Source organism: Flavobacterium sp. NLM, from assembly GCF_002210235.1.
Lineage (GTDB): Bacteria > Bacteroidota > Bacteroidia > Flavobacteriales > Flavobacteriaceae > Flavobacterium > Flavobacterium panici.
Map to the genome: position 1 here is coordinate 1 of NZ_LIAC01000027.1, position 26,029 is coordinate 26,029.

The window sequence follows — 26,029 nt, forward strand, 5'->3', positions numbered from 1 at the left end:
ACTGCTGTGCGTCTATACAAAAAATTGGAATGTTTGAATTGTCAATTTTATAATTAATTATATCCACAACGTATATCCGTAGAGGCGCACAGCAGTGCGTCTACGTCAAGTATATCAAATATTGTGGTTACGTTGCGCAAGACGCACTGCTGTGCGTCTCTACAAAAAATTGGAATGTTTGAATTGTCAATTTTAGAATTAATTATATCCACAACGTATATCCGTAGAGGCGCACAGCAGTGCGTCTACGTCAAGTAAATCAAATATTGTGGTTACGTTGCGCAAGACGCACTGCTGTGCGTCTCTACAGAAAATTGGGATGTTTGAATTGTCAATTTTATAATTAATTATATCCACAACGTATATCCGTAGAGGCGCACAGTAGTGCGTCTACGTCAAGTATATCAAATATTGTGGTTACGTTGCGCAAGACGCACTGCTGTGCGTCTCTACGTTAAAACCTTTGTCCCTTTGAACCTTTCCTCTAAGCTATTCCCCATTTCGAAAACAAAACAAAAATACTCACCATACCAATTATTAAAGCAGTAAAGTACCAATAGCGGTTTTTCCAAGGCGATAATTCAACCGATTCTAATTTTATTTCTACATAATTATATTTCGGATAAAACTTAGAAACCAGCAGCATACATACAGAAGTAAGCACAAATAAAAGTGCCAGCATGTGCAGATAATGTAATTTAATATCGAGTATGTAGTTAAAAGTAATATAACCTAAAATAAAAAATATCATTCCCATTTTTGCGGCCTGCGGCGGTACTTTTTTAAATACAAAACCAATCAGGATAATAGTAAAAATAGGCAGACAGAACATACCGCTCAACTGCTGTAAATAAGTATAAAAGCCAGCTTTACTGAATAATATAAACGGAGCCGAAAACATGGCCAAAGCCGATACAATGATTTCGAATTTACGCCCGGTATAAACCAAATGTTTTTCGGTTACTTCTTTATTTTTTTTCTCTAGCCACGGTTTATAAAGATTTAGCACAAATAATGTGCTGCTGCTGTTAAGTCCAGCATTAAAAGTACTTATTGCTGCTCCCAAAACAACTGCAGCCGTTAAACCAATCATAACTCCGGGCAATGTATCTTTTACAACAAGCGGGAAAACTTCGGCTGTATTTTCGAGATTTTGGTAAAGATGAACGCCAACTAATCCGGGAATATTGATGATGAAAGGACATAATAGTTTTCCTAAACAAGCAAGTCCCATTCCTTTTTGACTGTGTGATAAACTTTTTGCCGAAAGTGCCTGCTGTACAATAAACTGCTCCATTCCCCAATAATACAGATTCATGATAAACATTCCTGTAAAAATGGTACTTAACGGAATTTCATCCTGCGGTCCGCCAATAGAATTTAAATGTTCTTTATGTTCGGAAAGCAAAATATGAAGTCCTTTGAACCAGTCTCCGTTCCCTAAAAATTTAAATCCGAAGTAAGGAAACGCGATACCAATAGTCAATAAACCAATACTTAAAACCGTGTCACTAATCGATATGGCGCGTAAACCGCCTAAAACCGAATAAGCGCAGCCTGTAAGTCCTATCAGCCAAACCATAACCCAGATATTCTGCCAATAGGTTAATTCTAAAGGATACAAGAAATTGAACATTCCGGTTAGGGCAACTGCACCGCCATATAATACTGCAGGAAGTAAATTGACAATATAACTGCATAAAAATATAATCGATACGAGTCTTTTAGTCGAATCGTCATACCGTTTTCCCAGATAATCCGGAATTGTCATGGCACCTGTACGAAAATAAATGGGCAGAAAAAACTCGGCAACAAGCAGCATGGCAAGTACAGAACTTACACCCCAAGCCATAACGCTCATGTTGTTGGTGTAGATAGATTCGTTTTCGCCTATAAACTGGTTGGCGCTTATATTGCTAAGCAATAAAGCGCCTCCAACTATAAAAAAGTTATTGTTATGATCTGCAAAAAAAAGTCCGCTTGTGGTTTGTACCTTTCTTTTTCGTGTTTTTATGGCTGAAATAACAGCGACTAAACCTGTAATCAGTAAAAAACTAACAATGGATAAAACATTCATAAATTACAACGAATTTCTATCAATAAGAATTGTCGGGATAATCACTTGTGTCTTTTTTCTGTTCAGCACAAAATCAGCGGCTCTTTTTCCCATTTCAGCGAAATCTGTAGAAAATGTAGTTACGCCGTCAAAAATGATTTCTTTTACAATATCATCGTTGTGCGAAATAAAACCAATGTCGGCACCAATCTTAAGTCCTTTTATTTTAGAGTCTTTCAGCATTTCCCAAAGTTCCAGATTGTGAATCGTAAAGTATACTTTTCCTTTTTCCAGAGAACCTGCCGTGTATTCTTCTTTTATAACGCCTTTAATATCATAATCCTTCATGAATCTTTTAAATGAATTTAAAATTTCATTAGGTTCTGCAGATGATGGCTTGAAAAAGAAAACAAGTTCATCGTACTTTTTAATTTTATCTTTAAGCTGTACAAAAGCATTATAAGACGAATCTCCAAACTCTTGTGCAACATAATTATAATCTTCATCTGTTTCTATAAAACGGTCTACCAGCAATACTCTGTTTGTTGGCAATTGTTTTAAAACACCCGGTGTTTTTTTATTCGGAATCGGAGCGATAACAAACATTCCGTATTTTCCTTTTATACTTTGAATAATATTTTCGAACGTATCAAAATTATTGTGATGGAAAAAGATATCCAATTGTACATTTTTTCCAAGTCCTTTTCTGAAATTTTCATAAAACGTTTCCTGAAAAATATCAAATGCAAATATCAGCAGTGCCACTTTTAATTCTTGTTTTACATCGTTTGTAGCAACGAAATATCCAAGTCTATTTTTTGATTCGATAATTCCTCTGTGAACAAGTTCTTTATAAGCTTTGGCAATAGTTTCTCTTGCAAAACCCAATTCGCTTATAAAAGTATTTACAGATGGAAGCAGATCACCTTTTGTTACTACCTTTTCATCAATGGCATTAATTATTCCCTGAACCAGCTGCTCGTGTTTGGATAGGGAATTAATTGATTCAAGGTTTTTTATCTGTTGAATAATTTGCTTCATAAACGTTTTAATAGGTATTTATTTAGAAAATATATAGTACAAATATATACTAATGTTTGAAATTTATTTTAGGCCTTCGTGATTTTTAAAACAACGCTGTTATTTGATACTGTTACATTTGGATTAATTCCAACCTGCATTAAAAAATCTCCTGAATATACTGCTGTTTCTACAGAAGCTTTTTTATCTGGATACACGTTGATTTCTTCTACTTTGTAGTTTTGTCCTGCTTGCAATCCTTTTAATTTTATAGGAAGATGTGTTCCGGCTTCGTATCTTGAATTAACTGAGTAATTAAAGACTACAGCTTCGTTTCCGTTTTTATTCACAAACATTACCGATGCCGCGTCATTGCCCCACGGATTTTGCAGACGATATTGATCTCCCTGCCAGATTGTTCCGCTTAATGCATTGTAGTTTTTGATGGCTTGCTGTGTAAAGGCTAGGTCTTTTTCGTTTAAATCTTTCACCACAATATCAAAACCTAGTCTTCCCATCATGGCAACATCTGTACGGTATTTTATAGACTGTTTTCCCCAGTCTGTAACGTGCGCTGCAATGGTAAGTGATGGATAAAAATACGAGTATTCCCATTGCATGTATACACGCTCTAAAGGATCTGTATTATCACTTGGCCAGAATTCAGTAAAGTATTTTAAAGCTCCGTAATCTACTCTTCCGCCGCCGCCAGAGCAAAGCATCATTGGCACTTTTGGATATTTTACACGAATACGTTCCAATACTTTGTAAAGTCCGTTTACATAATCCGTGTAGAAATTATTCTGATTGTCTTTTAAGTTACCTGAATACGCGTTATAAATAACTGCGTTACAATCCCATTTGATGTAAGCCAATTCTGGATTTTGAGTAAAAAGATTATCAACAACTCCATAAACAAAATCCTGAACTTTTGGATTTGATAAATCTAAAACCAATTGGTTACGGAAATAATGTTCTGCTCTTCCCGGTTGTTTAATTACCCATTCTGGATGTTTTTTATACAAATCACTCGCCGGATTTACCATTTCAGGCTCAATCCATATTCCGAATTTTACCTGATTATCTTTGGCTGTTTTTACCAAAGTTCCAATTCCGTTTGGTAATTTCTTTTTATTAACGTCCCAATCTCCTAAAGCTGCATCATCATTGTTACGAGGATAAGTATTTCCGAACCATCCGTCATCTAATAAAAACATATCAACGCCCAGTTTTTTACTATCGGCGATAAGCACTTTTAGTTTTTCTTCGTCAAAATTAAAATAAGTCGCTTCCCAGTTATTTAAAAGAGTTAAACGATCTCCTTTTCCATCAAGGATTTTATGACTTCTTGACCAGTCGTGCAAATTACGGCTTGCAGTTCCTTTTCCTTTTGATGAAAAAGTGTACCAAAATTTAGGTGTTGTAAATACTTCGCTTTTAGCCAGTTTATAAGCTGCCGCAGCATTATTAATTCCCGAAATAACACGAAGATTATTTAAAGGATCTAATTCTAAATCGGTTCTAAAATTTCCTGACCATTCTAAACCTGCAAACAAAACTTTTCCTTCATCTTCTGAAGCCGGTTTATCTAAAGAAACCATAAATACAGATGGCTGAAATAAATTAGTACGTGATCCTAATTTAGAATCTAAAACTTTGATTCCGTGCGTTAATTTAGTTTCTTCCGGCTGCATTTCTTTTGCCCAGTCACCATGATATTGGTTCAGGTAAAAGTTATTATATCCTTTAAGATATAAATTAGCCGAAGCATATTTATTCAAAGTAATACTTGCTTTTTCATTATGCTGAATGGTTGTCCACTGCTCGATTACATCATTATCAAAATAAGACTGAATAAACAAATGAACCTCAACCGGATAAACAGGATCTTTTAGCGTAATATCAGTTTGAAAAACTCCTGTACTAATTTTGTTTGTTTCATGACTTACGTATAACAAATCAAGCGAAGTATTTCCGTCAGCGTGCGTTACGGTAATAGCAGGTTCTAACAAATTTTTAGATCCCGATGCCGTATAAGCTGCATTATAAATACCAGAGTAATCTGTTCCCTGACGAAACTGAGCTTGTATTTTTGTGTATTCTGAATCGTTTGCCAGTTTTTCTCCTAAGTAAATGGTGTTAACTTCTTTCCCGGGAGTTACTTGTAAAACCAATGCGTTGCTTTTTGTTTTTACCGTAATAATCTGCTGTGCAGTTATTGAACAATAACTCGAGAGAATAAAAAATGCTATCGCAAAAGACTGCCTTAAAGTTGTAAATTGTTTTTTCATTTTATTATGTGTTATTTTCTTATTTCTTTTTTTGTGTAATTCCTGCCCAGTTGTCTGTTCTAAAAGAGGATGCCGGTAATCCCGAAGTATTGGTTAAGTTTCCGTTTGGATTGTCTGCCCAATTGTATCGCACTGAAACCGGATTCGGAACTTCCTGTGCATATACTTCTACTTTTCCGTTGACGATTTTGGTCTCTGCCCAATAAAATTTTTGGTCAGCTCCAGCAATCGAAAATCCTTTTAGAGAATTCCCTTTTGCTCTTATATTTTCATTAAAATCAAAATCTATTGTAACTACATTTGCTTTAACAGAATACGATTTATAAAGCGGCCCCGAATAATCGATTTTAGTATTGTAAACTTTTGCCAAAGCAATATTTGCCAAACGTCCGCCTACATCTTGTTTGTTTTTTGGGTGAATGTCTTCTCCGTTTCCAATATCAGTTGTTACAGCCATTCCGGTATTTGGCAGTTTCAAAGCCATGAATTGTGCTTCTCTTAACTCTGCCCAATCTGAATTATCCGGCTGTTGTTTTTGCTGTTTATAATTAGCCAGCTGAACATAGAAAAACGGAAGATTTTTATCTTTAAATTTAGCTCTCCAGTCGTTTATCAGCAGCGGTAATAATTTTTGATATTGAAAAGCTCTTTCCGCATTGCTTTCTCCCTGATACCAGATTACTCCTTTTATTTTATAATCTAACAAAGGTGCAATCATCGCATTATAAATCGCACTTGGTCTGTTTTGTCCTTGTGCCAAATAAGGTTTTGCAGGTAAATCTTTACTGTCTGCACCAATATTATATTTCCAGTCTCCGGCTAATGAAAGAGTTTTATTTTCTGATTTTAAAGTGATTTTTTCATCGGCATAAACTCCTCCGTTTCCTGCTCCGTCAAAAACCCTAATTGTAATTGTGTTTTCTCCTTTTTTCAGAAACTTAGCCGGAATTGTATAATGACGTTCTATATTATAGCCTTTGGTTTCGCCAACATAATTGCCATTAATCCAAAGTATATCATCATCATCGGCATAATAACTCAGGTTAAAATCTTTATTGTTTTCAGAGATGGTAAACTTTTTTCTAAACCAGATTATCCCATCAAAATTGGCTAATCCGTTGCTGTCAAAAAAAGAAGGCAGTTTCATAGTTTTCCAGGATGCATCATCAAGATTTTCTGTTGCCCAAATCGCTTTTTCCTGCTGCATTCCTTTATCAGCATTTGCAACCTGCTTTTCCCAAACAGCTAAATCAGCATTGTATTTTTGCTGTAAAGCTTCTCTGTTCGTTTCAGATTTCATCGCTTCGATTTCAGTATCAAAATCATGAATTGTGCTTAACGCTCCAGAACTTGTCCAGGCTTCTATAAGTGTTCCTCCCCACGAAGAATGAATTAATCCTATCGGAATCTTTTTTTCTTTATAAATCTTTCTGGCAAAAAAATAAGCTGTTGCGCTAAAATCGGCAATGGTTTTTGGACTGCATACATTCCATCCGTCGTGCTGTACTTTTAATGTATTTAGCGGTAAAGTACCTTCAATATGTTCGGCTTGTAATAATCGGATTTGCGGATAATTAGCGTTTTGTATTTCTTCTTTATAATTGTCTATTTTTCCCCAGCCTTCAAGAGGCATTTCCATATTACTTTGTCCGGAACACAGCCAGACTTCACCAATTAAAATATTTTGAAGCGTTTTTACATCTCCGTCATTTATCGAAATAGAATAAGGTCCGCCGTAAACAGGCGTTTTTAAAACCACATTCCATTTGCCTTTTACAACATTGGCTTTAAAGTTTTTTTTATCCCAAGAAGTTGTAATCGAAACGAATTGCTTATTGCTTTCTCCCCAAAACGGAACTGCGCTTTTTTGCTGCAAAACCATATTATCTGTAAAAAAGGAAGGCAGTGTTACCGCAGCTTTCACAGCATTTGACGACAGTATCAGCAACGATACAACTAAAATGGTTTTCTTAAAAAAATGTCTTTTCATATACCTTCCATTAACGATTTATGATTTTGTACAAATGAGCATCTTTGGAACCAAGACTTACATTTATATTATTTTTTACATTAGTATTTTGATTTGTAAAAAGATTCTGCAGTTGATAATTTCCATTTTTTATGCCCAATCTTTCCAAAGGAAGTGAATAATTTTTAGGTGTACTACCATAATTTAAAACCGCTATATACCAATCGTTTCCTATTTTTTGTTCGAAAACTTCTGTAGTATGTTTTCCTGTATTTCCTTCTACCGGACGGAAAGCTACTCCGTGAGAAACAATTTTTAGCAATTCTTTATTCTGAAGCCATTCTTTTGCACGTACGCTCCAAATTCCGTCTTTACTGTAATCGTCTCCGGTAATTAAAGTACCTGTAATGACTGCCGAAATTAATCTGGCGAGGTTCTCTCCTTCTGTTACATCTGCAAAAACAACATGATCGGCATCAATATAATCATAGGAATAAGTCTGCCACCAGCCATAATTTACACTATTAAGTGTGTATTGGGTATGTTCGATTGTTTTCCAGGCATCGCATGCAATACGACGGACGTGGGCATAACGAGATGTTGCCATGTTTGGGGAAATAGCAGCATAAATAAGCATTTGTCCGTCTAATGCATTTACTAAATGTTCCATTCCCACTTTGTAAGCCTGCATTCCTGTTGTAACATTTTTATCGTAAAACGAAGTAGATTCTGCAGCAGCGTGACCTAAAAAGTCAATTTTGATCATTTTAAAACCGCACGCTTTTAGTTTATTAATTACATAATCAATACGTTTTAGCGTTCCCGGATGTGTTGGGTCAATCGCTCTTGCGCCGTCAAAATCAAAATACGTATTTCCGGTTTTCGTCCACATTTCTCCAAAAGTATAATCACTTCCTTCGGCTTTGCGGTTGGGTCCGTCTTTCCATCCCCAATCTGTAAATGGCGCCCAGTACGCTCCCGGTTCTAAACCTTTGCTTTTACAATAATCTGCGAATTCTTTTAGTTTGCTGAAATCTCCCGTAAAACCGCCTTTTACCATATTGTCCCAAAAAGAATCCAGATCGATATAAACTGTATTTCCTACTCTAAACTGCGGAATTTCTTTTGCAAAAAAGTCTGCAACCTTTGTCGTATTATCAAAATTAATTTTCTCCATCAAAACGCCCCAGCTGTTCCATCCTACGGGAGTTGGTTTATCCCACTCAAAAACATAAGGCTTTTCTACAATGCGATTCGTTTTGGCATAATCTTCCATACCATTTCGCCAATCTGAATAATAACCCACGAAAAATTTTGGAGATAAAACTTTATTGCCTTTTACGATTCCGTGTGCAATACTGTCGCGCGTAATTTCTTTTTCAGCATATCCTGCCCATGCAGAAAATAAAGCTGTCGGTTTTTTATTAGTTGTTTTTACGGCACTTTTCCAAACCGTATGTTCCAGAGAACCTATTATAAAACCATTTCTGGAAGTATTATTAAATAAAATTCCAACTTCGGCACTTGTATTATGAGAGATCGTATCTAACTTTTTTGAATTGTAACTGATAAAAGCATCATTATCATAAGGAACAAAAACGGTTTGCAAATTTTCTATTTTATCAAAACTAATTTTCCCTAAATCTAATGGCGAAATATAATTGGTCGCGATTTGCTGATTTGTGCTTAAAATTTCTACTTGAGTTATAAAATAGGACTGATTGTTATAAGTATAGAAGTTTTGGATTAGGGTTGGATTGTTTTTATCCGTATAAGTAAGCGTATATTTTGTTCCTTTTCCTAAATTATCATTCAAAGTTTCTTTTGATAAAACAGTTTCTGAATAATCACCAACCGAAATTGTTTTACCATTCACAATAACTGAAGCTTTCGCATCTGAAAAAATAATTTTTCCAGATTCGCTTACGGCAATTGTTTTTTGTTTTGCATCATACGTTATGATTCCGTTTTTCCCAAAAGTCATTTTAATGCTTTTTTGGGCTAAAGCCGAATTAAAGAAAAATGACACAAACAAAATGGAAAAAAGCATTTTTTTGAATAGAAAAAAATTGGGTTTCATTAAATGGTTATTTTGGTTATTATACTATTCTATACTACAATGATACAAATTAAAATTTATTTCGCAAGCACTTCAAAAAATATTTCATTAAATCTTCTATTCAAAAGGCATTAAAAAATAATTTATGCGATTAAAAAATTAGCTTTTAAACCTTGCTTTCTCCTTTAAAAATAAGACATATAGCTACTAATGTATTCAATTTGTCGCTAACGCAGTCAAACAAAATTTTTATTTCCCGAATAATTGTAAATTTTACAATTTTTTCAAATAATTTCAAAAAACAAGACGATTAATATCTATAATATTAGTCTTGTCTTTGGTCAAAATATTCCAACTTCAATCTTTATTTTTCATTTTTGCCTAATTGATTATTCAATTTATACATCCTTATTTTAAAGATTATTTAAAAACGAAAAACATAATTCTGGCAGCTTCAAAAATAAAATCCGTCAAATTTTTAACATTATATTATTATTTTTCTTATCATTGTAGCACAGTATAGTATAGTACTGCATTCTAACTGTTTAAACCAAAATTATTATGCAAGAAAAAATTACAAAACAAAGATTATTAATTAAGGCATTGTTTACCACTACAATGCTCTTTATAGCGTTATATACTTCAGCTCAGACGTATGAGTTCGAAAATGGTACACGTACTAATAGCGCTGACATACAAAACTGCGATTCCTGTTCTGGCAAAATTGTCGGCAATTTGGGAGGCAACAGCAGTGTATCGACAAACGTTACAGTTTCGGCTGCGGGCTGGTACAATCTTCAATTATTTTATTGTACCGGAGACCCGCGTACTATTCGATTAACGGCTGGTTCGGCGACAACAATATCTATTCCGTGTGATCCAAGCGGCGGATGGAGTACCGCAGCGTCTAAAAACTTAAGTGTATACCTAAACAGCGGAACCACAACGCTGCTTTGGGACAATACAATTTCATGGGCTCCTAATTTAGATAAGTTTGTTTTAACGCCGCTTAGTTCTTCGAGTCTTCAAACTATTGCTTTTGGTACAAACAATAGTATTGTTTACAATTTAGCTACTAAAACGTATAGTGTAAAATTTAATGGAGCAACGGTAATTACGAATGCATCTGCTTACGCGAATAGTGATCAGCAGTATTTGAGCGGTAATTTTGCTACAGCAGCTTATTCATCGGCACCTTTTACAGATAATATTGGCAGCGGAACAAAGCATATTTTTACTTTAAGCGGTAATTATACTTTGGGCATGCAGCAAATATTTTATACGTATACCAATAAAGAATATGTGGCGGTACAAGTTGTACTTACTGGAAATGGTTCGAACTGTTACAGAATGTCTCCTTTAACGAGTTATCAGGTAACGCCAAATTTTGGTACGGGCGATACAAGAGCTGTATTTGTTCCTTATGATAATGACGCCTGGATTCGCTATAATGCTTACACTTTAAACTCAGCAGATTTTACTGCTTCTGAGGTTACGAATATTTATAATAATACGAATCGTAAAGGTTTGGTTATTGGTTCTCTTGAGCATACGAAATGGAAAACGGGTATTACGGTAAGTGGCGGCGGTGCATCATCTGCTTATGTTTCGGTTATTGCAGGATGGACAAAGCAAGAGATTACAAGAGATAAACGTGGTCACGGCTGGGTAAATGTGGGTCAAACTAGCTGCCCTTCGCCTAAAGTAATGCTAAATGCGGGTGACGACTGGAGAACAGGATTTGAAGAATTTGCTCAGGCAAATGCCGCATTGCAGCCAAAATATATTTTTGACTGGACGGCTCCAAAACCTATGGGCTGGAATAGCTGGGGCGCTATGCAGACTAATATTAATTTAACTAAAGTTAAGGCTGTAGTAGATTATTTTCATGATGACTGCCCGGCATTTAAAACGCAAGACAATACTTTATTTATAGATCTTGATTCGTATTGGGATAATATGACGGATGCTCAGCTTGCACAATTTGTTACCTATGCAAAAAGCAAAGGATTTAAAGCAGGAATTTACTGGGCTCCATTTGTGGACTGGGGAAAATACAATCGTCAGGTAGAAGGAAGTTCGTACAGTTATAACCAATGCTGGACAATGGTTAACGGAGCTCCGCTTGAACTGGATGGCGCGTATGCAATGGACCCGACAAGTCCGGGAACTAAAGCCAGAATAAAATATTTTGTCAATCGTTTTAAAGCTGCGGGATTTGAAATGGTTAAAATCGACTTTTTAACTCACGCGAGTATTGAAGCCGACAGTTTTACAAATTATCAAATTCATACGGGTATGGAAGCATATCAGGAAGGTATGAAATATTTAGTGGATGAAATTAATGGAACAATGCTGGTTGAGGCTGCTATTTCTCCTAATTTGGCAACTGGTCCGTTTGCGCATATACGCCGAATTGCTTGCGATGCGTACAGCAGTATCAGCGATACTGATTATACTTTAAACAGTACGACTTATGGCTGGTGGCAAAATCAGATTTATGATTATCTGGATGCTGATAATGTTGTGTTTGGCAATGTTTCTATTGGACAAAATCGCGCGCGATTATTAAGCAGCGTGGTAACAGGAACTATTACAAGCGGTGACGATTTCTCTGTTGCCGGTACGTGGAAAGCTACAGGACAGAATCTTTTACAAAATGATGATGTTATGGATGCAGCGCGAAACGATATGCACTTTATTCCATCTGATGGCAATACAGGAAACAGTGCGGCAACGGTTTTCTATGCGACACATAATAATGTTACTTACGTTGCCGTATTTAATTACAGCAATGCTGCAACAACAAACAATATTAGTTTAAGCCGAATTGGTTTGGGTTCTGGAACTTATAACGTGAAAGAACTATATTCCGGGACAGTAAGCACGGCACAAGGTACATTAAGTGCGCAGCTTCCTCAGGCTGATGCTGCTTTGTATGCTCTTTATGACGGTCCAATTCTAAGCACTCCTGACTTTAACTGGGGAATTGCTGCTACAAACTATATTTTCCCTAACCCTGCTTCAACAACTTTCAGGATAAAATTTGATCATACGATTAGCGGACCTGCAGTTATTTTAGTTTACGATATATCAGGTAAAGAAGTATCGAAAACAGCTCTTGTTGCTGAAGATATGATTAGCTCTGAAATTCCGGTAAACAATCTTGCTAAAGGTGTTTATGTGGTAAAAGTTTCATCGGCAGATAATAAAGTTCAAAACTTCAAGTTTGTGAAAAAATAAATTATTGCTTCTTAAAAAAATCCCGATTTTCACTTCAAAATGAAAATCGGGATTTTTATTTCTGCAAAACAGAACCTCAACTTGTTATTTTAAATTATCCATATTTTTATTTATACAATTAATTACAATAACTTTGCAATTTCATTAAGCAACTTAGAAATAATATGGACATAGTTAAATTTAAAATTACATCAAAAACGATAAAAGTAGAAGTACGCAATTCGAATAATTATGTTTTTAATTTTAATACGGCCTTAGATATTGCAAAAGAAGACAAAGATGTTTTATTGAAACTATACCATGCATTAGATCTTCTATTTAAGAAAGAAACTCCTCCGGAAAATAAAAATTACATTTCCCCAAATCAAACTAATATTCTGGATCAGATTTCGGCTGTTGATAATTTAGAAAACGAAGAATAAATAAGTTCACTATAAAAAAGAAGCCCTTAAATATTTCTATTTAAGGGCTTCTTTTTTAGCATTATTTTTAATCAAATCGTTCTTTGTATTTTTTAAATAAAGTATTCATTACTAAAAGCACTACTCCAACTCCCAGTAAAACTAAGGCTCTTATAAGGAAATCGGCATTTGATAAATCGAAAAACATTAATCGAATTACGCAGACACCAACTAAGGAAAGTGAAACGTAACGGAAATATTTTTCTTTCAGAATAATTCCGAGTATCAGCAATCCTAAAGATTCTAAAATCCAGAAGAATGTCAAGATTCCTTTATCAAACGAAAGAAATAAAAACAATCCGATGCTAAAAGTAGCCGGATAAATAATAATACTATTTCTTAGTTTAAAATCTTCGATGTATTTGTAAATGATAAAAATATATAAGGCAAGCAAAGCAAATATGATCAGGTAAACGAATTCAAATTTAGCTTCGAAATAATTGAAACTCACAAAAGCCAAATGAAAGTTAGCCAGCAAATAGTAAACAATGCTGATTTCTTTTTTGTTCCCTATTTTTTTATAATAAAGCAATAAATTCACAATAGCTGTCGCCGCCCAAAATACAGGAAGCCATTTGTGTTCCAGCTGTGAGAACATAATAATAGAAAGCCAGATATTTATAGCTATTTGATAATCTAGTTGCAAGGATTTAATGAACTCTTTTTTCTTCGTCAGGAAAACTAAAACAATCAATAATACTATCGCCGAAAGTTGTAAAACCCAATCCTGCAAAGTAAAATTATTGAGTACTTTGATGCTGTAATACACAGAAGTTAAAATAGATAAAAGTCCAATAACTAATATTGATTCTGAAGCAAGTTCTATTTTTTTGTATAAAATCAAACCAAAATTAAGGATTGCCAAAAACATAAATAGTAAAGGCAGATAGACTATTTCTACCTGAATAAATAATAAAGCAATTATCCATAAGTTTTGAATTAAAGGTAAAATTGCAATAAACATTTTCCCTTCTCCTTTCTGACTCTTCATCTGCAGATAACTATAAGCGGCAGATATCAATACACTTATGGTTTGTGTGATATAAAGGATATTTTTATTCAACGCTTTATCTGCATCAAAAACAGCTAAATAAATACTTAAAAGCACGCAGCCTATCAACAGTACAAAAGAATAAATATTATAGCGTTTCATCTTTTCGGTTTTTTGGAAAATCCAAAAAGTGACCAACGCTAAACTTCCTAAATAAACCGGAATATAATCTATTTGAATACAAGAGAATCCAAAAACCAATGCATTAAAAAGAATGAATTCAGAATTCAGTGTACCGAAATTTTTCCAGTCTGAGATTTCTTCATTCGATTTATTTCTGATTTTATCTGCAAACAAAATGTAAACTTCGATAACAGAAAGCCCAACGGCGGTTAAACCAATTTCGGTATAACTTAAAAACTGTGTATTGTATAAAAACAATGCGCTTCCGAATATTGAAAAAGCAAGGCAAAAAAGATACAACAACACTTGATTATCATTAGAAAGTGTTTTTCGTTTAAACTGAATCCAAAGAAATTCGTGATTTATTAACGCAGCAGCAAATAATCCAAAAACCTGAATAATAGTATAACCGGCTAAATATTTATAAGCAAATAAAACCAACAAAGCATTTACACCAATAATTCCGATGGTTTTTATGGTATGCTCATTGGTATAAAATAATTTTACAAACCAGTTCAATGTTATTACAGCAATAATTCCTAAAGCAAAAACCAAGTCTAAATTAGATTTAGGGTTTTGGAAAATTAATACTAAACCTGCAATTATAGTTGTGTTTAAAAATAAGAATCGTCCTAAATCAAAAGTATTGGTTTTGAATTTGAATTGTAAAAAACACCACAATAAAGCAAGAAACACAAGAGGATAATAAAACGAAATTTCGATTGTATGATTCCAGCTTACAAAAAACAATGTCGAAAACAAGACAGAGAAAATTCCGTTTAAACTCAAATCTTTCTTAACAATTAAAGAATCGATTTCTAAAAACTCTTTTTTTACCGCGCAGAAAACAGGAACGATTAATGTAATTAAAGTCATAACAATCAGCGACACAAAAGTACTGGTGTTATTCGTTTGCTCAAAAGGTGCATTAACCTGTACAATAAAGAACCCAAAAATGATTAAACCTAAAATATGATTGAGGCCTAAAAATATTTTATGCAGTAAAGTTTCTCCGCTTTTGTAAACGATAAATAAACAAGTGATAACCAAAAAGTACAATACGCAGGCGATAACATCAAAACCAACTTTCCAGTCATTAAGCATAATAATACTTAATGAGAAAAGCAAAAATGAAACCATTCCGTCTAAATGGTACAGCCAGAAAATCTTTTTCTTTCTCGCAAAAAGAGCAGCAAAAAGACAAAGAATTCCCGCAGCAAACAAAACAAATATTTTGATTTTACTTCCGGTTGAATGCAAAATTAAACCCAAAGCAAATAAAATCCAGTTCGTTAGATGCGTTATAAAAGCAATTCGGTCAAAACGTGTATTCGCATAAATACTTCGGTACTGCATGTACATACAACTTACTGAAACCAAAATAATGCCCAATATGGCAAATATATTTTGTGACGGACTAAGACTATGTACTCCTTGTGTAAACCAAATATCAAATATTATAAAGGCCGAAATAACGATCAATAAATGATATTCCCATTTTTCTTTATACGATAAAATAATTCCTGCCGTTGCGGTTAAAGCTGCCAGCAAAAATGTAATTAAGAGTTTTTCGGGAATAACGCATAAAACCAAAATACTTAAAATCACATGAAGCGATAAAAAGGTTTGCTGTTTTATGATATACCCTACATATAAATTTATGGCAATTCCAACTCCAATGAGTGAATAAGCGAACGGAATACTTTCTATAAAAGTAAGTGTCGGAATTTGCGAAGCGCCAAAACATCCAAATAAAAATAAACTTGCTCCGGCACTGCGAAGCCAAAGTCCCGTTTTAAACCATTTTTCTTTTTTCTTTAAAAAGAAATAAGAACCCACTAAAACTCCGGAATAAAGCCAAAGAATTAAAACCCTAAACATTGGCGAAACTTTTAAAGCCGTATAAATGCTTAAATAACCAATTCCTAAAACCATTATGGCGGTTCCTAAAATTCCCGTCCAGTTTTCGGCAAATTGTTGTTCTAGTTTCTTTATAAAAATTGAAAAAGCACTTTCTACATAAACTTCTTCTTCCTTATGCTGACGTTCCGGCTGTATTTCAAATTCAGGAATTGACGACGTTTCGATATTTTGTATCGGCGCAGGAGTTTCTTTTTCCTCAACAATTTTGTTGGTACCGCGAACAGGAATTCCTTGTGAATCAAAGCTTAAAGCAATTTTCTCTAAAGCTTCTTCACTAATCCTATTTTGTTCATTTTCAAGAACATCATCAAAACTACTAACAGGTTCCGGAATAACTGGAGATAAAACTTCAACTACTGGTGCAGGAATTTCTTCAATTTCATTTTTTTGCGGTAAATCAACAGCCGTAAAACCAGATTGGCTTATCTGTTTTTTAATTTCACTAATTTCATTTTTTAAAGAATTGTAATCTTCTCTGCTTTTTCTATAAAGAGAATCCAGATGTTCATTTTCTTCTTTTACTTTAGAAAGACTATTAAACAAGACAACAATACAGACAAATAAGATAAAAAGTATAAAGTACTCCATAGTTTGAATTTTGATTTGGCGAATGTAAGAATTTTATACTTGTTTAATTTCTACCAAATTTCTTCCTAAAATAGAATAGATTTTTGAATTTAAGACTGTAATTAGAATTAAAATAAAAAAGTCAGGTTTTGATAAACAAAAAACCTGACTTTTTTAAAACACTTTGAAAATTCCTCAATCAAAGTTTATTATTGATTTGCCCCGCCGTTTACAAGCAAATGCTGTCCGTTTACGAAAGAAGATAAATCGCTTGCAAAAAATTCAGCAATGTTGGCTACATCTTCCACTTCTGCCAATCTTCCCATTGGGCAGCTGTCGATTAATGATTTTCTTAATTCAGGATAGCTGTTTTCATCTGCAAAAATTCCGGAATGATCTACAGCAAACGGAATAATTGTATTAACCGTAATTCCTTTATGTCCAATTTCTTTAGATAAAACATCAACCATATAACGCGGTGTAGTTTTACTTCCGCCATAAATTGCCATTCCCGGAATTGGAAAAGCCGTTGTACTCGAAGCAATATAAATTATCCTTCCTTTGTTTTCTACTTTTTTCGCCGCTTGCTGCATCGTGAAATAAGCCCCTTTTGTATTAATTGAAAATAATTTATCAAACTGAGATTCTGTAAATTCAGCAACCGGAGTTTCTACCATTTCGATTCCGGCATTGGCAACAACAATATCTATTTTTCCAAAAGCTTTAATAGCTTCTTCAAATAATCTTTCGATATCGGCAACTACACTTACGTCGGCCTGAACGGCGATTACTTTTACACCCATAGCCGTAATGTTTGACACTACTTCATCTGCAGAAGCTTTGTCTTTTGAATAATTGATTACAATATTAGCACCCAATGATGCATATCTTTCTGCAATAGCTTTTCCTAAACCTCTTGCTGAACCCGTAATTACTGCGACTTTATTATTTAATATTTTCATGATTTTTAAATTTTAATTGTTGAATGATTTTGATACGATTTGAATTGAAGAATCATTGAGCCAGGCAAATGTAAATCCTGCAATTACCGGAATCAAAAGGCTCACAATAGCCACAAATTCAAGTTCCGGATGTACTCCGAAAATGATTATCAATCCGATAAACCAAGCTGGAATACTTTTTAAACCTTCTATTTTGGATAAGAAAGCCAATGAACCAATGAATAAAAATACAGCCAGTTGAAAACCTGCAACTCCAATTATGGTTTCAAAAAATTTCGCCGATACCATTATTGCAACTCCCATCAAGATTCCGAAGATTATTTGTACGAAGACCGGAATAGAAGTTTTAATCGATTTTCCGAATAAATAATAACTTACCCAAGCCAGAAACATCGTCCAAGTTGGCCATTGTAACATGAAGGCAACGGTAACGGCAGCAGCGCCAAACAATCCTAATATTATTGCGTTTATGTATGTTTTCATAATTTTAATTTTAAGATTAAGCCATTCCACCGTTAGCACCAATATTCTGCGCATTGATCCATTTTGCCTCATCAGAAGCAAGAAATACAACAACATTTGCAATATCATCTGTTTCTCCAATTCTGTTGAAAGCTGATAATGACGCTAATCTTGCGATAACTTCTTCCGATTTTCCGTTTGTGAATAATTCTGTGTTTGTTGGTCCAGGCGAAACGGAGTTTACGTTAATTCCTCTTGAACCAATTTCTTTAGAAAAAACTCTTGTCAATTGCTCCACAGCAGATTTTGTGGCTACATAAGTGGCGTAACCCGGAAGCATAATACGATTTACAGAAGTCGAAAAGTTGATAATACTTCCATTGTCAGCCAGTTTTGTAGCTGCTTCACGCATTGTATTAAAAGTTCCTTTTACATTGATATTGAAGTGACGGTCAAAATCTTCATCTGTAGTATCTTTGATTAATTTGGTAATCATAATACCAGCGTTGTTAATCAACACATCGATTTTTCCAAAATGCGCGATACTTTCGTCAAAAAGATTTTTAACTTCCGTAGAATTGCTTACGTCTGCTTTAATGGCTAAAGCCTGACCTCCGTTAAAATTAATTTCCTGAGCCAGTTTTTCGGCAGGTTCTTTACTTCCTGCATAATTGATAATAACTTTTGCTCCGGCCTGAGATACTTTTAATGCAATTGCGGCTCCAATTCCTCTTGATGAACCTGTAATTAAAACTACTTTGTCTTTTAAATTTTCCATGATTATTTATAATTTTTGTTATGTCATTATCGACAGTACAAAATTGCAAATAGACTGGAAGGTAGTTGTTGCGAAGATTACAGATTGAAATGCAAATTTCAAAGCATACTATAAATCTGCCGACTTTCTATATTCCTCAGGTGAGGTTTTAGTGTTTTTTTTGAAGTAATTGCTAAAATGTGACGTTTCTATAAAACCTAGTTTATAGGCAATCTCTTTAATGGAAAGTGTAGAATTTTTTAAAAGTGATTTTGCTTCTGCAATCAGTTTTTCCGAAATCCAGTTACTAACCGATTTTCCGGTTTTACTCTTAATAACATTATTGAGATAATTTTCATGAAGGTTTTGTGCCAAAGCATAATCTTTTACCCGAAGCTGTTTATCCGTTTTTCCATCCAGTAATTCTCTAAAATGCTGTTCCAGATTTTTCTTGAAGTTTTTTACAATTTGAGAACTTTTGTTTCCTTCATAAATTGGGTTGTAATTGTTCCAAAAAGCTTCTTTTATCTTCAAAAGCAAAATGACCAAAAAACTGCCAATTACTTTATTTTTTATGGAAGATGTCGAAGCAAATTCTTTTTCCATTTGAAGATAAATCGTTTCAAACTCTTTAAAATCGGTTTCATTCAAGTTTCTCGGATATACCGTTTCAGACAATAAAAAAGGAAATTCCTTAAAGATATCCGTATGAACATTTTCTTTTAAAAAGCTTTCTGTAACCGTAATCAAATAAACGTCAGTAATTTCATCCCATTCAAAAGACTTGAAATGTCCCGGATTTGTAAAATATACCGTCCCCGGTTCTGTCGTAAAAGAAACATCATCTGTCGTATATTTCCCTTTCGCATCTTTTACAAATAAAAAAGAAAAATAACTCGGTCTGTATCCAATCGATTTAAAAGGCAGTACCGGATGCAGATCTTTTAAATTATTGATCGTTAAACCATCATTGTCAATAATTTCATTTACAGGAAGTCCCATATTTTTATAGGTTTCGTGTAAGTTTTTAAATAAAATTATTTCTTTAGACATGGCTTTATCTTTATAATCATAGCGAATATAAGATTTTTTCACAAAAGCCCATTTGTTTCGTTTTCAGCTTTCTGAACCTCTCAACAAAATAACTTTGGACTTTTCAACAAAATAACTTCTCTGCATTCTCCTGAAATTTGCCCTATAAAAATACAATCGATGATACAATCAAATCAAAAAGTATTAGTTACCGGCGGAACAGGCTTTGTTGCCATACACAGTATTTTGCAATTACTCAACCGCGGTTATAAAGTGAGAACAACTGTTCGCTCGCTAAAAAGCAAAGAGAAGATTTTTGAAATGCTCGAAAACGGCGGCATTACAGATTTTAGTGATTTAGAATTTATTGAAGCTGACTTAACCAGCGATACAAACTGGGCAGAAGCTATGATAGACTGCGATTACGTTTTGCACATTGCTTCGCCTATATTTTTAAGATTACCAAAAAACGAAGATGAAATGATTCGCCCTGCGGTTGACGGAACCTTGCGTGTACTAAAAGCCGCAAGAAACGCAGGTGTAAAACGTGTTGTCATGACGTCCAACTTTGGCGCTGTGGGCTACAGTCATAAAGATAAAAATTCGCTTATTACCGAAGAAAGCTGGACAAATCCTAATGAAAAAGGGCTTTCAACTTATAATAAATCTAAAGTTCTGGCAGAACAAGCAGCTTGGGATTTTATGAAAAATGAAGGCGGAACATTAGAACTTTCTGTAATTAATCCAATGGGAATTTTTGGACCTTCCTTAAGTCCCGATTTATCGAGTGGTTTTGAATTGCTTAAAAAGATATTAGACGGTTCGATGAAAGCAATTCCGGATATCAGATTAGGAATTGTCGATGTAAGAGATGTTGCCGAATTACACATTTTAGCAATGGAAAGTCCCGAAGCAAAAGGGCAACGATTTTTAGCATTATCCGGCGGGACCATGTCATTACTGGAAATAGTAAAACTGCTGAAAGAAAAAATGCCGTATGTAACCGAAAAGACATCAACAAAATCTTTGCCTACCTTTATAATACGTTTAACCGCATTATTTAATGATCAGGCCAAAGCGATTTTACCTTTGGTTGGAATTAACCGAAATGCGAGCAACGAAAAAGCAAAAACAATATTAGGCTGGAAACCCCGAAGCAATGAAGAAGCGATAACAGCCACAGTCATAAGTTTAATAAAATGGAAATCTCTTAAAATATAAAAGATGAAAGTAATTATAACTGGTGCCACCGGAATGGTTGGCGAAGGCGTTTTAATAGAATGTCTTGAAAATAATCAAGTTGAAGCTGTATTATATGTGGGAAGAAAACCAAGCGGAAAATTGCATCCAAAATTAACGGAATATCTTGTTCCTGATTTTCTTTCGCTAAAAAGCGATGATACCAAGCTTGCTGGTTATGATGCTTGTTTTTATTGCGCGGGAATTAGCAGCGTAGGACTTGACGAAGCGCAATACACTTATATTACGTACGATACAACGATACATTTTGCAGAAGTTGTACTCAACCAAAATCCAAATCTTGTTTTCAATTTTATTTCGGGATCGCATACAGACAGTTCTGAAACCGGAAAAGTAATGTGGGCACGCGTAAAAGGAAAAACCGAAAATGCTTTGCAAAGAATGTCTTTTAAAGCGCAATACAATTTCCGTCCGGGATTAATGAAACCGGATCCAATGCAAATTCATTTAAAAGGATTTAATAAATACATCAAATTTCTGTACCCAATTATGGGATTATTTTATACAGGCTGCGAAACCAGAGAAATTGGGCGCGCCATGATTTCGACAGCACGATTCGGATTCTCTCAAAAAATACTGGAAGCAATTGATATTAAAAAAGCCGCGAACTAAAAATGAAAAAACGAATCCTAAAAATTATCAAAAGAATACTGATTGTTCTCGTAATTCTGATACTAATTCTTGGTTTCAGTATATGGTTATACATGCAAAAAGCAACATTTGGAAGTTTACCTTCAGAAGAAAGTATGGCTCGAATTGAGAAATCATCTCATTATAAAAATGGAGAATTTCAAAATAATACTTATACGCCAACATTTGCGCCCGGTTATACTTTTTGGGGCGTAATCAGAAGTCAGATTTTTGATAAAAAAGTTCCAACTGAACCTACAGGAAAAATTCCGTCTGTAAAAAGAGATTTGAAACATTTACCTGCAAATCAGAATTTATTGGTTTGGTTTGGGCATTCTTCTACCCTTTTACAAATTGATGGAAAGAAAATTTTAATCGATCCGGTTTTTAGTGATAATGCATCGCCGATCCCAAATAGTGTGACCGTTTTTGCAGGAACAAATTCGTATCATGTTGAAGATTTACCCGAAATTGATTACCTGTTAATTTCTCACGATCATTACGATCATCTTGATTATGAAACTGTTTTAGCATTAAAAGATAAAGTTAAAACTGTAATTTGTGGTTTGGGCGTTGGCGCACATTTTGAACGCTGGGGATATCCTAAAAATAAAATTGTAGAAGAAGACTGGAATGATTCCATCACAGTTGGAAAAGATTTTACGATTCATACGCTTCCGGCAAGACATAAATCCGGTCGCGGATTCACACAAAACCAATCTTTATGGGTGTCGTATTTAATTAGTTCGCCAAAAATGAAAGTTTTCTACAGCGGCGACGGCGGTTACGATACGCATTTTGCCGAAATCGGAAAGAAATTTGGCCCAATCGATGTTGCGATTATGGAAAACGGACAATACAATAAAGCGTGGCATTATATACACATGCTTCCCGAAGAAACTCTTCAAGCCGCAAAAGACCTAAACGCCAAAAGTGTTGTTCCTGTTCATAATTCGAAATTTGCACTGGCAAAACATAGATGGAACGAACCGCTGAATGAGATCACTCGTTTAAATGAAAAATATCACATTCCGCTGATTACGCCTATTATGGGAGAAATCGTTAATTTTGATAGTCCTAAAATTTTCCAACAATGGTGGAAAACTAATCCTGAAAAATAAACGCTTTATGAAATATACAGAAATCAAAAGTTGTTATATAGGTCCCGAAATATCGCCGGAACATTTTATTGCAGAACATTTCTTTTTGTATCTCGCAAAAGGCACTCTTGAAGGTTATGACGGAGTTAGCAAATACAACCTAAAACCGGGCGAATATTGTATTGCCCGAAAAAATCATCTGGCACGATACAACAAACAAAAACAAGACGGGGAATTTGAAAAAGTCGTCGTGATTTTTGATACTGCATTTTTAAAAACTTTTGCGGCAAAACATAAAACCAAAGCTCAAAAAAGTGAAGATGAAGCTGCATTTTTTGCTTTAAAGAAAACCAATCTCGTTCCAAATTTCATTCTTTCTTTAATGCCTTATTATAATGATGGCGGCGAAATCGACGAGGCTTTTTCGAATATAAAACGCGAAGAATTGCTTTTGATTCTTTTAAAAGAAAATCCGCAACTGACAGATATTTTATTTGATTTTGCACCGCCGGAAAAAATAGATTTAGAGGCTTATATGAACCGAAATTATAAGTTTAATATCAGCATGGAACGTTTTGCCTATTTAACGGGAAGAAGTATTTCGGCTTTCAAACGTGATTTTGCTTCCATTTTTTCAGATACGCCAAGCCGCTGGCTCATTCAACGAAGACTGAAAGAAGGTTATTTTTTAATGGAAAAGAAAGGCAAAAAACCTTCGGACATTTATCTTGATCTTGGTTTTGAAGATCTCTCCCATTTTTCTTTTGCTTTTAAAAAAAAATACGGGTTTTCTCCTTCGGATGTTTTGAAATTGGCGAATAAAGTCTAGAATTCTGAAATATTTATTACAAAGCTCTTGAACATTGATGGCGTTTAATTAATACTTTTAATTTAAGTTTTATATTAGCGTCAAAAAAAACATGAATTCAGAGAAAACAATACGAGAAAAAATAATAACAAATAAGTTTTTTCCATTACTATTAATGGTTCTGAATTTGTCATTTTTCTTTTATTTTATTCCAGAACATATTGCAGATGAATATTCAATATCCTTAGCTATAATTGGCGGATTAATTACTTTGGTTTTATCTTTTTGGATATTTTTTATGGTGACACCAAAATTATATGATCAAATTCCAATACCAATGGGATTATTTGGAATTAGTACACTATTCATTTTTGGTTACTTTTTTCTGGTGAAAACCACTTCTTTTAGTTCTGATCAATTATCAAAACACGGTATCTTAACTGAAGCCGTAATTGTTGACAAAACACAGTATTACGGAAAAAGAGGAAGAACAATACAAAATATGGATGTTCAATTTACCACGAATGACGGAAAGGAAGTAATCGCAAATATTATATTGTCCGAGAATGAATATGAAATGTATTATGAAGGAATGCCAATAAAAATTATTTATTCTTCACAATACCCAAATATTGCGCGAATTTCATACAAATAGTATAACTCATATTAGTTTTCTTTATTTTAAAAAACAAAATACCATGTCAATAACAACAGAAGCAGAATTAATCGGAATGAAAAAGGCAAGCGAAGCTGTAGCTTATGCTTTGAGAGAAATGAGGAATTATGCCAAACCCGGAATTTCAACAAAAGAATTAGACGATTACGGCGGAAAAATCCTGAATGATTTAGGCGCAAAATCGGCTCCGTATGTAACGTATGGATTTCCGGGCTGGACTTGTATCAGCGTCAATAAAGAATTCTGCCACGGAATTCCTTCTGATAAAAGAATACTTAAAGAAGGCGACTTAATCAATATTGATGTTTCGGCAGAATTAAATGGTTTCTTTTCAGATAACGGCGGTTCGTTTGTTATTGGAGAAGATTTAAACCGTCATCAAAAATTGATTGAAGCTTCAAAGGAAATTCTGCACAAAGCAATTCACAATATAAAAGGCGGCGTTCGGATTTCTGATATCGGTTTTATAATGGAAACCGAAGCTAAAAAAAGAGGTTATAAAGTCATCAAAAATTTAACCGGTCACGGCATTGGAAGAGGGCTGCACGAAGCACCTCACGAAATCGCCAATTACAGAGATAAATTTAACTTAACCAGATTTAAGAAAAACTCCGTTGTGGCAATTGAAACTTTTATCTCAACAACTTCTACAATTGCCGAAACTTTACAAGACGGCTGGACAATGGTTGGCAATAAAGGTGGTTTTATGGCGCAGCACGAACATACGATTATTGTTACTGATGGAAAGCCAATTATTTTGACAGAAATGAATGAAATTTGGAATTAAAAATCCTGAAACATATAACTTAAAAAGCGTTATCCAGTTATCATTCCGTTAGGAATGTTTCATAGGTAGAAAAAATAGAATTTCGCCACATTAACGTTCCATAGGAACGTTTCATCGGTAGAAAAAAAATAACGATTGACGGCATTTTACGTTCCGTAGGAACGTTTGATATATTAGATTATTAAAAACGATGTCAAAATCAAACGTTCCTACGAACGTAAACGATGATAACAATATAATTTTTCTACCGACGAAATGTTCCTACGGAACAGAGAAAACTTGTTACTTTTTGATATCCCGTTATCATTCCGTTAGGAATGTTTCATCGGTAGAAAAAAATAACGATTCACCGCATTTACGTTCCGTAGGAACGTTTGATTTTGACATCGTTTTTAATAATCTGGCATATCAAACGTTCATACGGAACGTAAATGTGGCTGACCTTTATTTTATCTACCAACGAAACATTCCTATGGAATGATAACGGGATATCAAAAAACAACAAGTTATATCTCTTTGTTCCGTAGGAACATTTTATTGGTAGAAAAATTATATTGTTATAATCGTTTACGTTCTGTAGGAACGTTGATTTTTGCATAGTTTTTTAATAATCTGGCATTTCAAACGTTCCTACGCAACGTAAATGTGGCTGACTTTTATTTTTATCTACCAACGAAACATTCCTAATGGAATGAAACAGTAATTCCAAAATCCGTAAAAAGAATACAAATTGCCCGAATTAGTATTATTCGTAACAGCTCTTCTGTTTAGACCTTTACACTATTAATTTAA

The 26,029-nt window shown here is 34.3% G+C and carries 18 protein-coding genes; 8 read left to right on the forward strand and 10 right to left on the reverse strand.

From position 1 onward, the window contains the following. Window positions 1-484: 484 nt before the first annotated feature. The 5 genes from APR43_RS23485 to APR43_RS23505 form a co-directional block, all read right to left on the reverse strand. Entirely contained in the window at window positions 485-2,077 is a 1,593-nt protein-coding gene (locus APR43_RS23485) for a solute:sodium symporter family transporter (RefSeq protein ID WP_053474447.1), read from the reverse strand. Window positions 2,078-2,080: 3 nt separating this feature from the next. Then, window positions 2,081-3,097 (reverse strand): GntR family transcriptional regulator, encoded by a 1,017-nt coding sequence (locus tag APR43_RS23490; RefSeq protein ID WP_053474448.1) that lies wholly within the window; start codon window positions 3,095-3,097, stop codon window positions 2,081-2,083. Between the two features lie 68 nt (window positions 3,098-3,165). Continuing rightward, window positions 3,166-5,367, reverse strand: coding sequence for an alpha-galactosidase (locus APR43_RS23495; protein WP_053474449.1), 2,202 nt, complete (start codon window positions 5,365-5,367; stop codon window positions 3,166-3,168). 19 nt (window positions 5,368-5,386) lie between these two features. Continuing rightward, complete coding sequence (locus APR43_RS23500) at window positions 5,387-7,357, reverse strand: sialate O-acetylesterase (RefSeq protein WP_053474450.1); 1,971 nt, start codon at window positions 7,355-7,357, stop codon at window positions 5,387-5,389. Window positions 7,358-7,367: 10 nt separating this feature from the next. Then, a complete protein-coding gene (locus APR43_RS23505) occupies window positions 7,368-9,416 on the reverse strand; it encodes an alpha-galactosidase (RefSeq protein WP_053474451.1) in 2,049 nt (682 codons plus the stop codon). A 540-nt stretch (window positions 9,417-9,956) separates the two neighbouring features. Here APR43_RS23505 and APR43_RS23510 point away from each other — a divergent pair. Both APR43_RS23510 and APR43_RS23515 read left to right on the forward strand, forming a co-directional pair. Further along, a complete protein-coding gene (locus tag APR43_RS23510) occupies window positions 9,957-12,638 on the forward strand; it encodes a T9SS type A sorting domain-containing protein (protein WP_053474452.1) in 2,682 nt (893 codons plus the stop codon). Between the two features lie 164 nt (window positions 12,639-12,802). Further along, window positions 12,803-13,060 carry a hypothetical protein gene (locus APR43_RS23515; protein ID WP_053474453.1) on the forward strand — a complete coding sequence of 86 codons (258 nt, stop codon included), beginning with the start codon at window positions 12,803-12,805 and terminating at the stop codon, window positions 13,058-13,060. A gap of 67 nt (window positions 13,061-13,127) precedes the next feature. On the opposite strand, the gene APR43_RS23520 is transcribed toward APR43_RS23515, so the two are convergent. The 5 genes from APR43_RS23520 to APR43_RS23540 all read right to left on the reverse strand — a co-directional run bounded on the left by APR43_RS23520 (window position 13,128) and on the right by APR43_RS23540 (window position 20,039). Continuing rightward, on the reverse strand, window positions 13,128-16,784 hold the full coding sequence (locus tag APR43_RS23520) for a DUF2339 domain-containing protein (RefSeq protein ID WP_108422097.1): 3,657 nt from the start codon (window positions 16,782-16,784) through the stop codon (window positions 13,128-13,130). A 188-nt stretch (window positions 16,785-16,972) separates the two neighbouring features. Further along, on the reverse strand, window positions 16,973-17,725 hold the full coding sequence (locus APR43_RS23525; RefSeq protein WP_053474455.1) for an SDR family oxidoreductase: 753 nt from the start codon (window positions 17,723-17,725) through the stop codon (window positions 16,973-16,975). Between the two features lie 12 nt (window positions 17,726-17,737). Then, entirely contained in the window at window positions 17,738-18,208 is a 471-nt protein-coding gene (locus APR43_RS23530; protein ID WP_053474456.1) for a DUF1097 domain-containing protein, read from the reverse strand. A gap of 16 nt (window positions 18,209-18,224) precedes the next feature. Continuing rightward, on the reverse strand, window positions 18,225-18,965 hold the full coding sequence (locus APR43_RS23535) for an SDR family oxidoreductase (RefSeq protein ID WP_053474457.1): 741 nt from the start codon (window positions 18,963-18,965) through the stop codon (window positions 18,225-18,227). Window positions 18,966-19,073: 108 nt separating this feature from the next. After that, window positions 19,074-20,039: a helix-turn-helix domain-containing protein gene (locus APR43_RS23540; RefSeq protein WP_240514989.1), complete on the reverse strand. Its 966-nt coding sequence runs from the start codon at window positions 20,037-20,039 to the stop codon at window positions 19,074-19,076. 117 nt (window positions 20,040-20,156) lie between these two features. Here APR43_RS23540 and APR43_RS23545 point away from each other — a divergent pair, with 117 nt between their 5' ends. The 6 genes from APR43_RS23545 (at window position 20,157) to map (ending at window position 25,237) form a co-directional block, all read left to right on the forward strand. Next, the gene (locus APR43_RS23545; protein WP_053474459.1) at window positions 20,157-21,197 is read left to right on the forward strand and encodes an SDR family oxidoreductase; all 1,041 of its coding nucleotides are present in this window, start codon (window positions 20,157-20,159) and stop codon (window positions 21,195-21,197) included. Between the two features lie 3 nt (window positions 21,198-21,200). Next, complete coding sequence (locus APR43_RS23550) at window positions 21,201-21,848, forward strand: epimerase (RefSeq protein ID WP_053474460.1); 648 nt, start codon at window positions 21,201-21,203, stop codon at window positions 21,846-21,848. A gap of 2 nt (window positions 21,849-21,850) precedes the next feature. Then, the gene (locus tag APR43_RS23555; RefSeq protein WP_053474461.1) at window positions 21,851-22,987 is read left to right on the forward strand and encodes an MBL fold metallo-hydrolase; all 1,137 of its coding nucleotides are present in this window, start codon (window positions 21,851-21,853) and stop codon (window positions 22,985-22,987) included. Between the two features lie 7 nt (window positions 22,988-22,994). Next, window positions 22,995-23,795: a helix-turn-helix domain-containing protein gene (locus APR43_RS23560; RefSeq protein ID WP_053474462.1), complete on the forward strand. Its 801-nt coding sequence runs from the start codon at window positions 22,995-22,997 to the stop codon at window positions 23,793-23,795. A gap of 91 nt (window positions 23,796-23,886) precedes the next feature. Next, on the forward strand, window positions 23,887-24,429 hold the full coding sequence (locus APR43_RS23565; RefSeq protein WP_053474463.1) for a DUF3592 domain-containing protein: 543 nt from the start codon (window positions 23,887-23,889) through the stop codon (window positions 24,427-24,429). Window positions 24,430-24,472: 43 nt separating this feature from the next. Further along, entirely contained in the window at window positions 24,473-25,237 is a 765-nt protein-coding gene (gene map, locus APR43_RS23570; RefSeq protein WP_053474464.1) for a type I methionyl aminopeptidase, read from the forward strand. The last annotated feature ends 792 nt before the right edge of the window (window positions 25,238-26,029 follow it).

Excerpts from the sequence above, each read along its gene's own strand:
- APR43_RS23485 (WP_053474447.1), bottom strand. The coding sequence starts at position 2,077 with ATGAATGTTTTATCCATTGTTAGTTTTTTACTGATTACAGGTTTAGTC.
- APR43_RS23490 (WP_053474448.1), bottom strand. The coding sequence starts at position 3,097 with ATGAAGCAAATTATTCAACAGATAAAAAACCTTGAATCAATTAATTCC.
- APR43_RS23495 (WP_053474449.1), bottom strand. The coding sequence starts at position 5,367 with ATGAAAAAACAATTTACAACTTTAAGGCAGTCTTTTGCGATAGCATTT.
- APR43_RS23500 (WP_053474450.1), bottom strand. The coding sequence starts at position 7,357 with ATGAAAAGACATTTTTTTAAGAAAACCATTTTAGTTGTATCGTTGCTG.
- APR43_RS23505 (WP_053474451.1), bottom strand. The coding sequence starts at position 9,416 with ATGAAACCCAATTTTTTTCTATTCAAAAAAATGCTTTTTTCCATTTTG.
- APR43_RS23510 (WP_053474452.1), top strand. The coding sequence starts at position 9,957 with ATGCAAGAAAAAATTACAAAACAAAGATTATTAATTAAGGCATTGTTT.
- APR43_RS23515 (WP_053474453.1), top strand. The coding sequence starts at position 12,803 with ATGGACATAGTTAAATTTAAAATTACATCAAAAACGATAAAAGTAGAA.
- APR43_RS23520 (WP_108422097.1), bottom strand. The coding sequence starts at position 16,784 with ATGGAGTACTTTATACTTTTTATCTTATTTGTCTGTATTGTTGTCTTG.
- APR43_RS23525 (WP_053474455.1), bottom strand. The coding sequence starts at position 17,725 with ATGAAAATATTAAATAATAAAGTCGCAGTAATTACGGGTTCAGCAAGA.
- APR43_RS23530 (WP_053474456.1), bottom strand. The coding sequence starts at position 18,208 with ATGAAAACATACATAAACGCAATAATATTAGGATTGTTTGGCGCTGCT.
- APR43_RS23535 (WP_053474457.1), bottom strand. The coding sequence starts at position 18,965 with ATGGAAAATTTAAAAGACAAAGTAGTTTTAATTACAGGTTCATCAAGA.
- APR43_RS23545 (WP_053474459.1), top strand. The coding sequence starts at position 20,157 with ATGATACAATCAAATCAAAAAGTATTAGTTACCGGCGGAACAGGCTTT.
- APR43_RS23550 (WP_053474460.1), top strand. The coding sequence starts at position 21,201 with ATGAAAGTAATTATAACTGGTGCCACCGGAATGGTTGGCGAAGGCGTT.
- APR43_RS23555 (WP_053474461.1), top strand. The coding sequence starts at position 21,851 with ATGAAAAAACGAATCCTAAAAATTATCAAAAGAATACTGATTGTTCTC.
- APR43_RS23560 (WP_053474462.1), top strand. The coding sequence starts at position 22,995 with ATGAAATATACAGAAATCAAAAGTTGTTATATAGGTCCCGAAATATCG.
- APR43_RS23565 (WP_053474463.1), top strand. The coding sequence starts at position 23,887 with ATGAATTCAGAGAAAACAATACGAGAAAAAATAATAACAAATAAGTTT.
- map (WP_053474464.1), top strand. The coding sequence starts at position 24,473 with ATGTCAATAACAACAGAAGCAGAATTAATCGGAATGAAAAAGGCAAGC.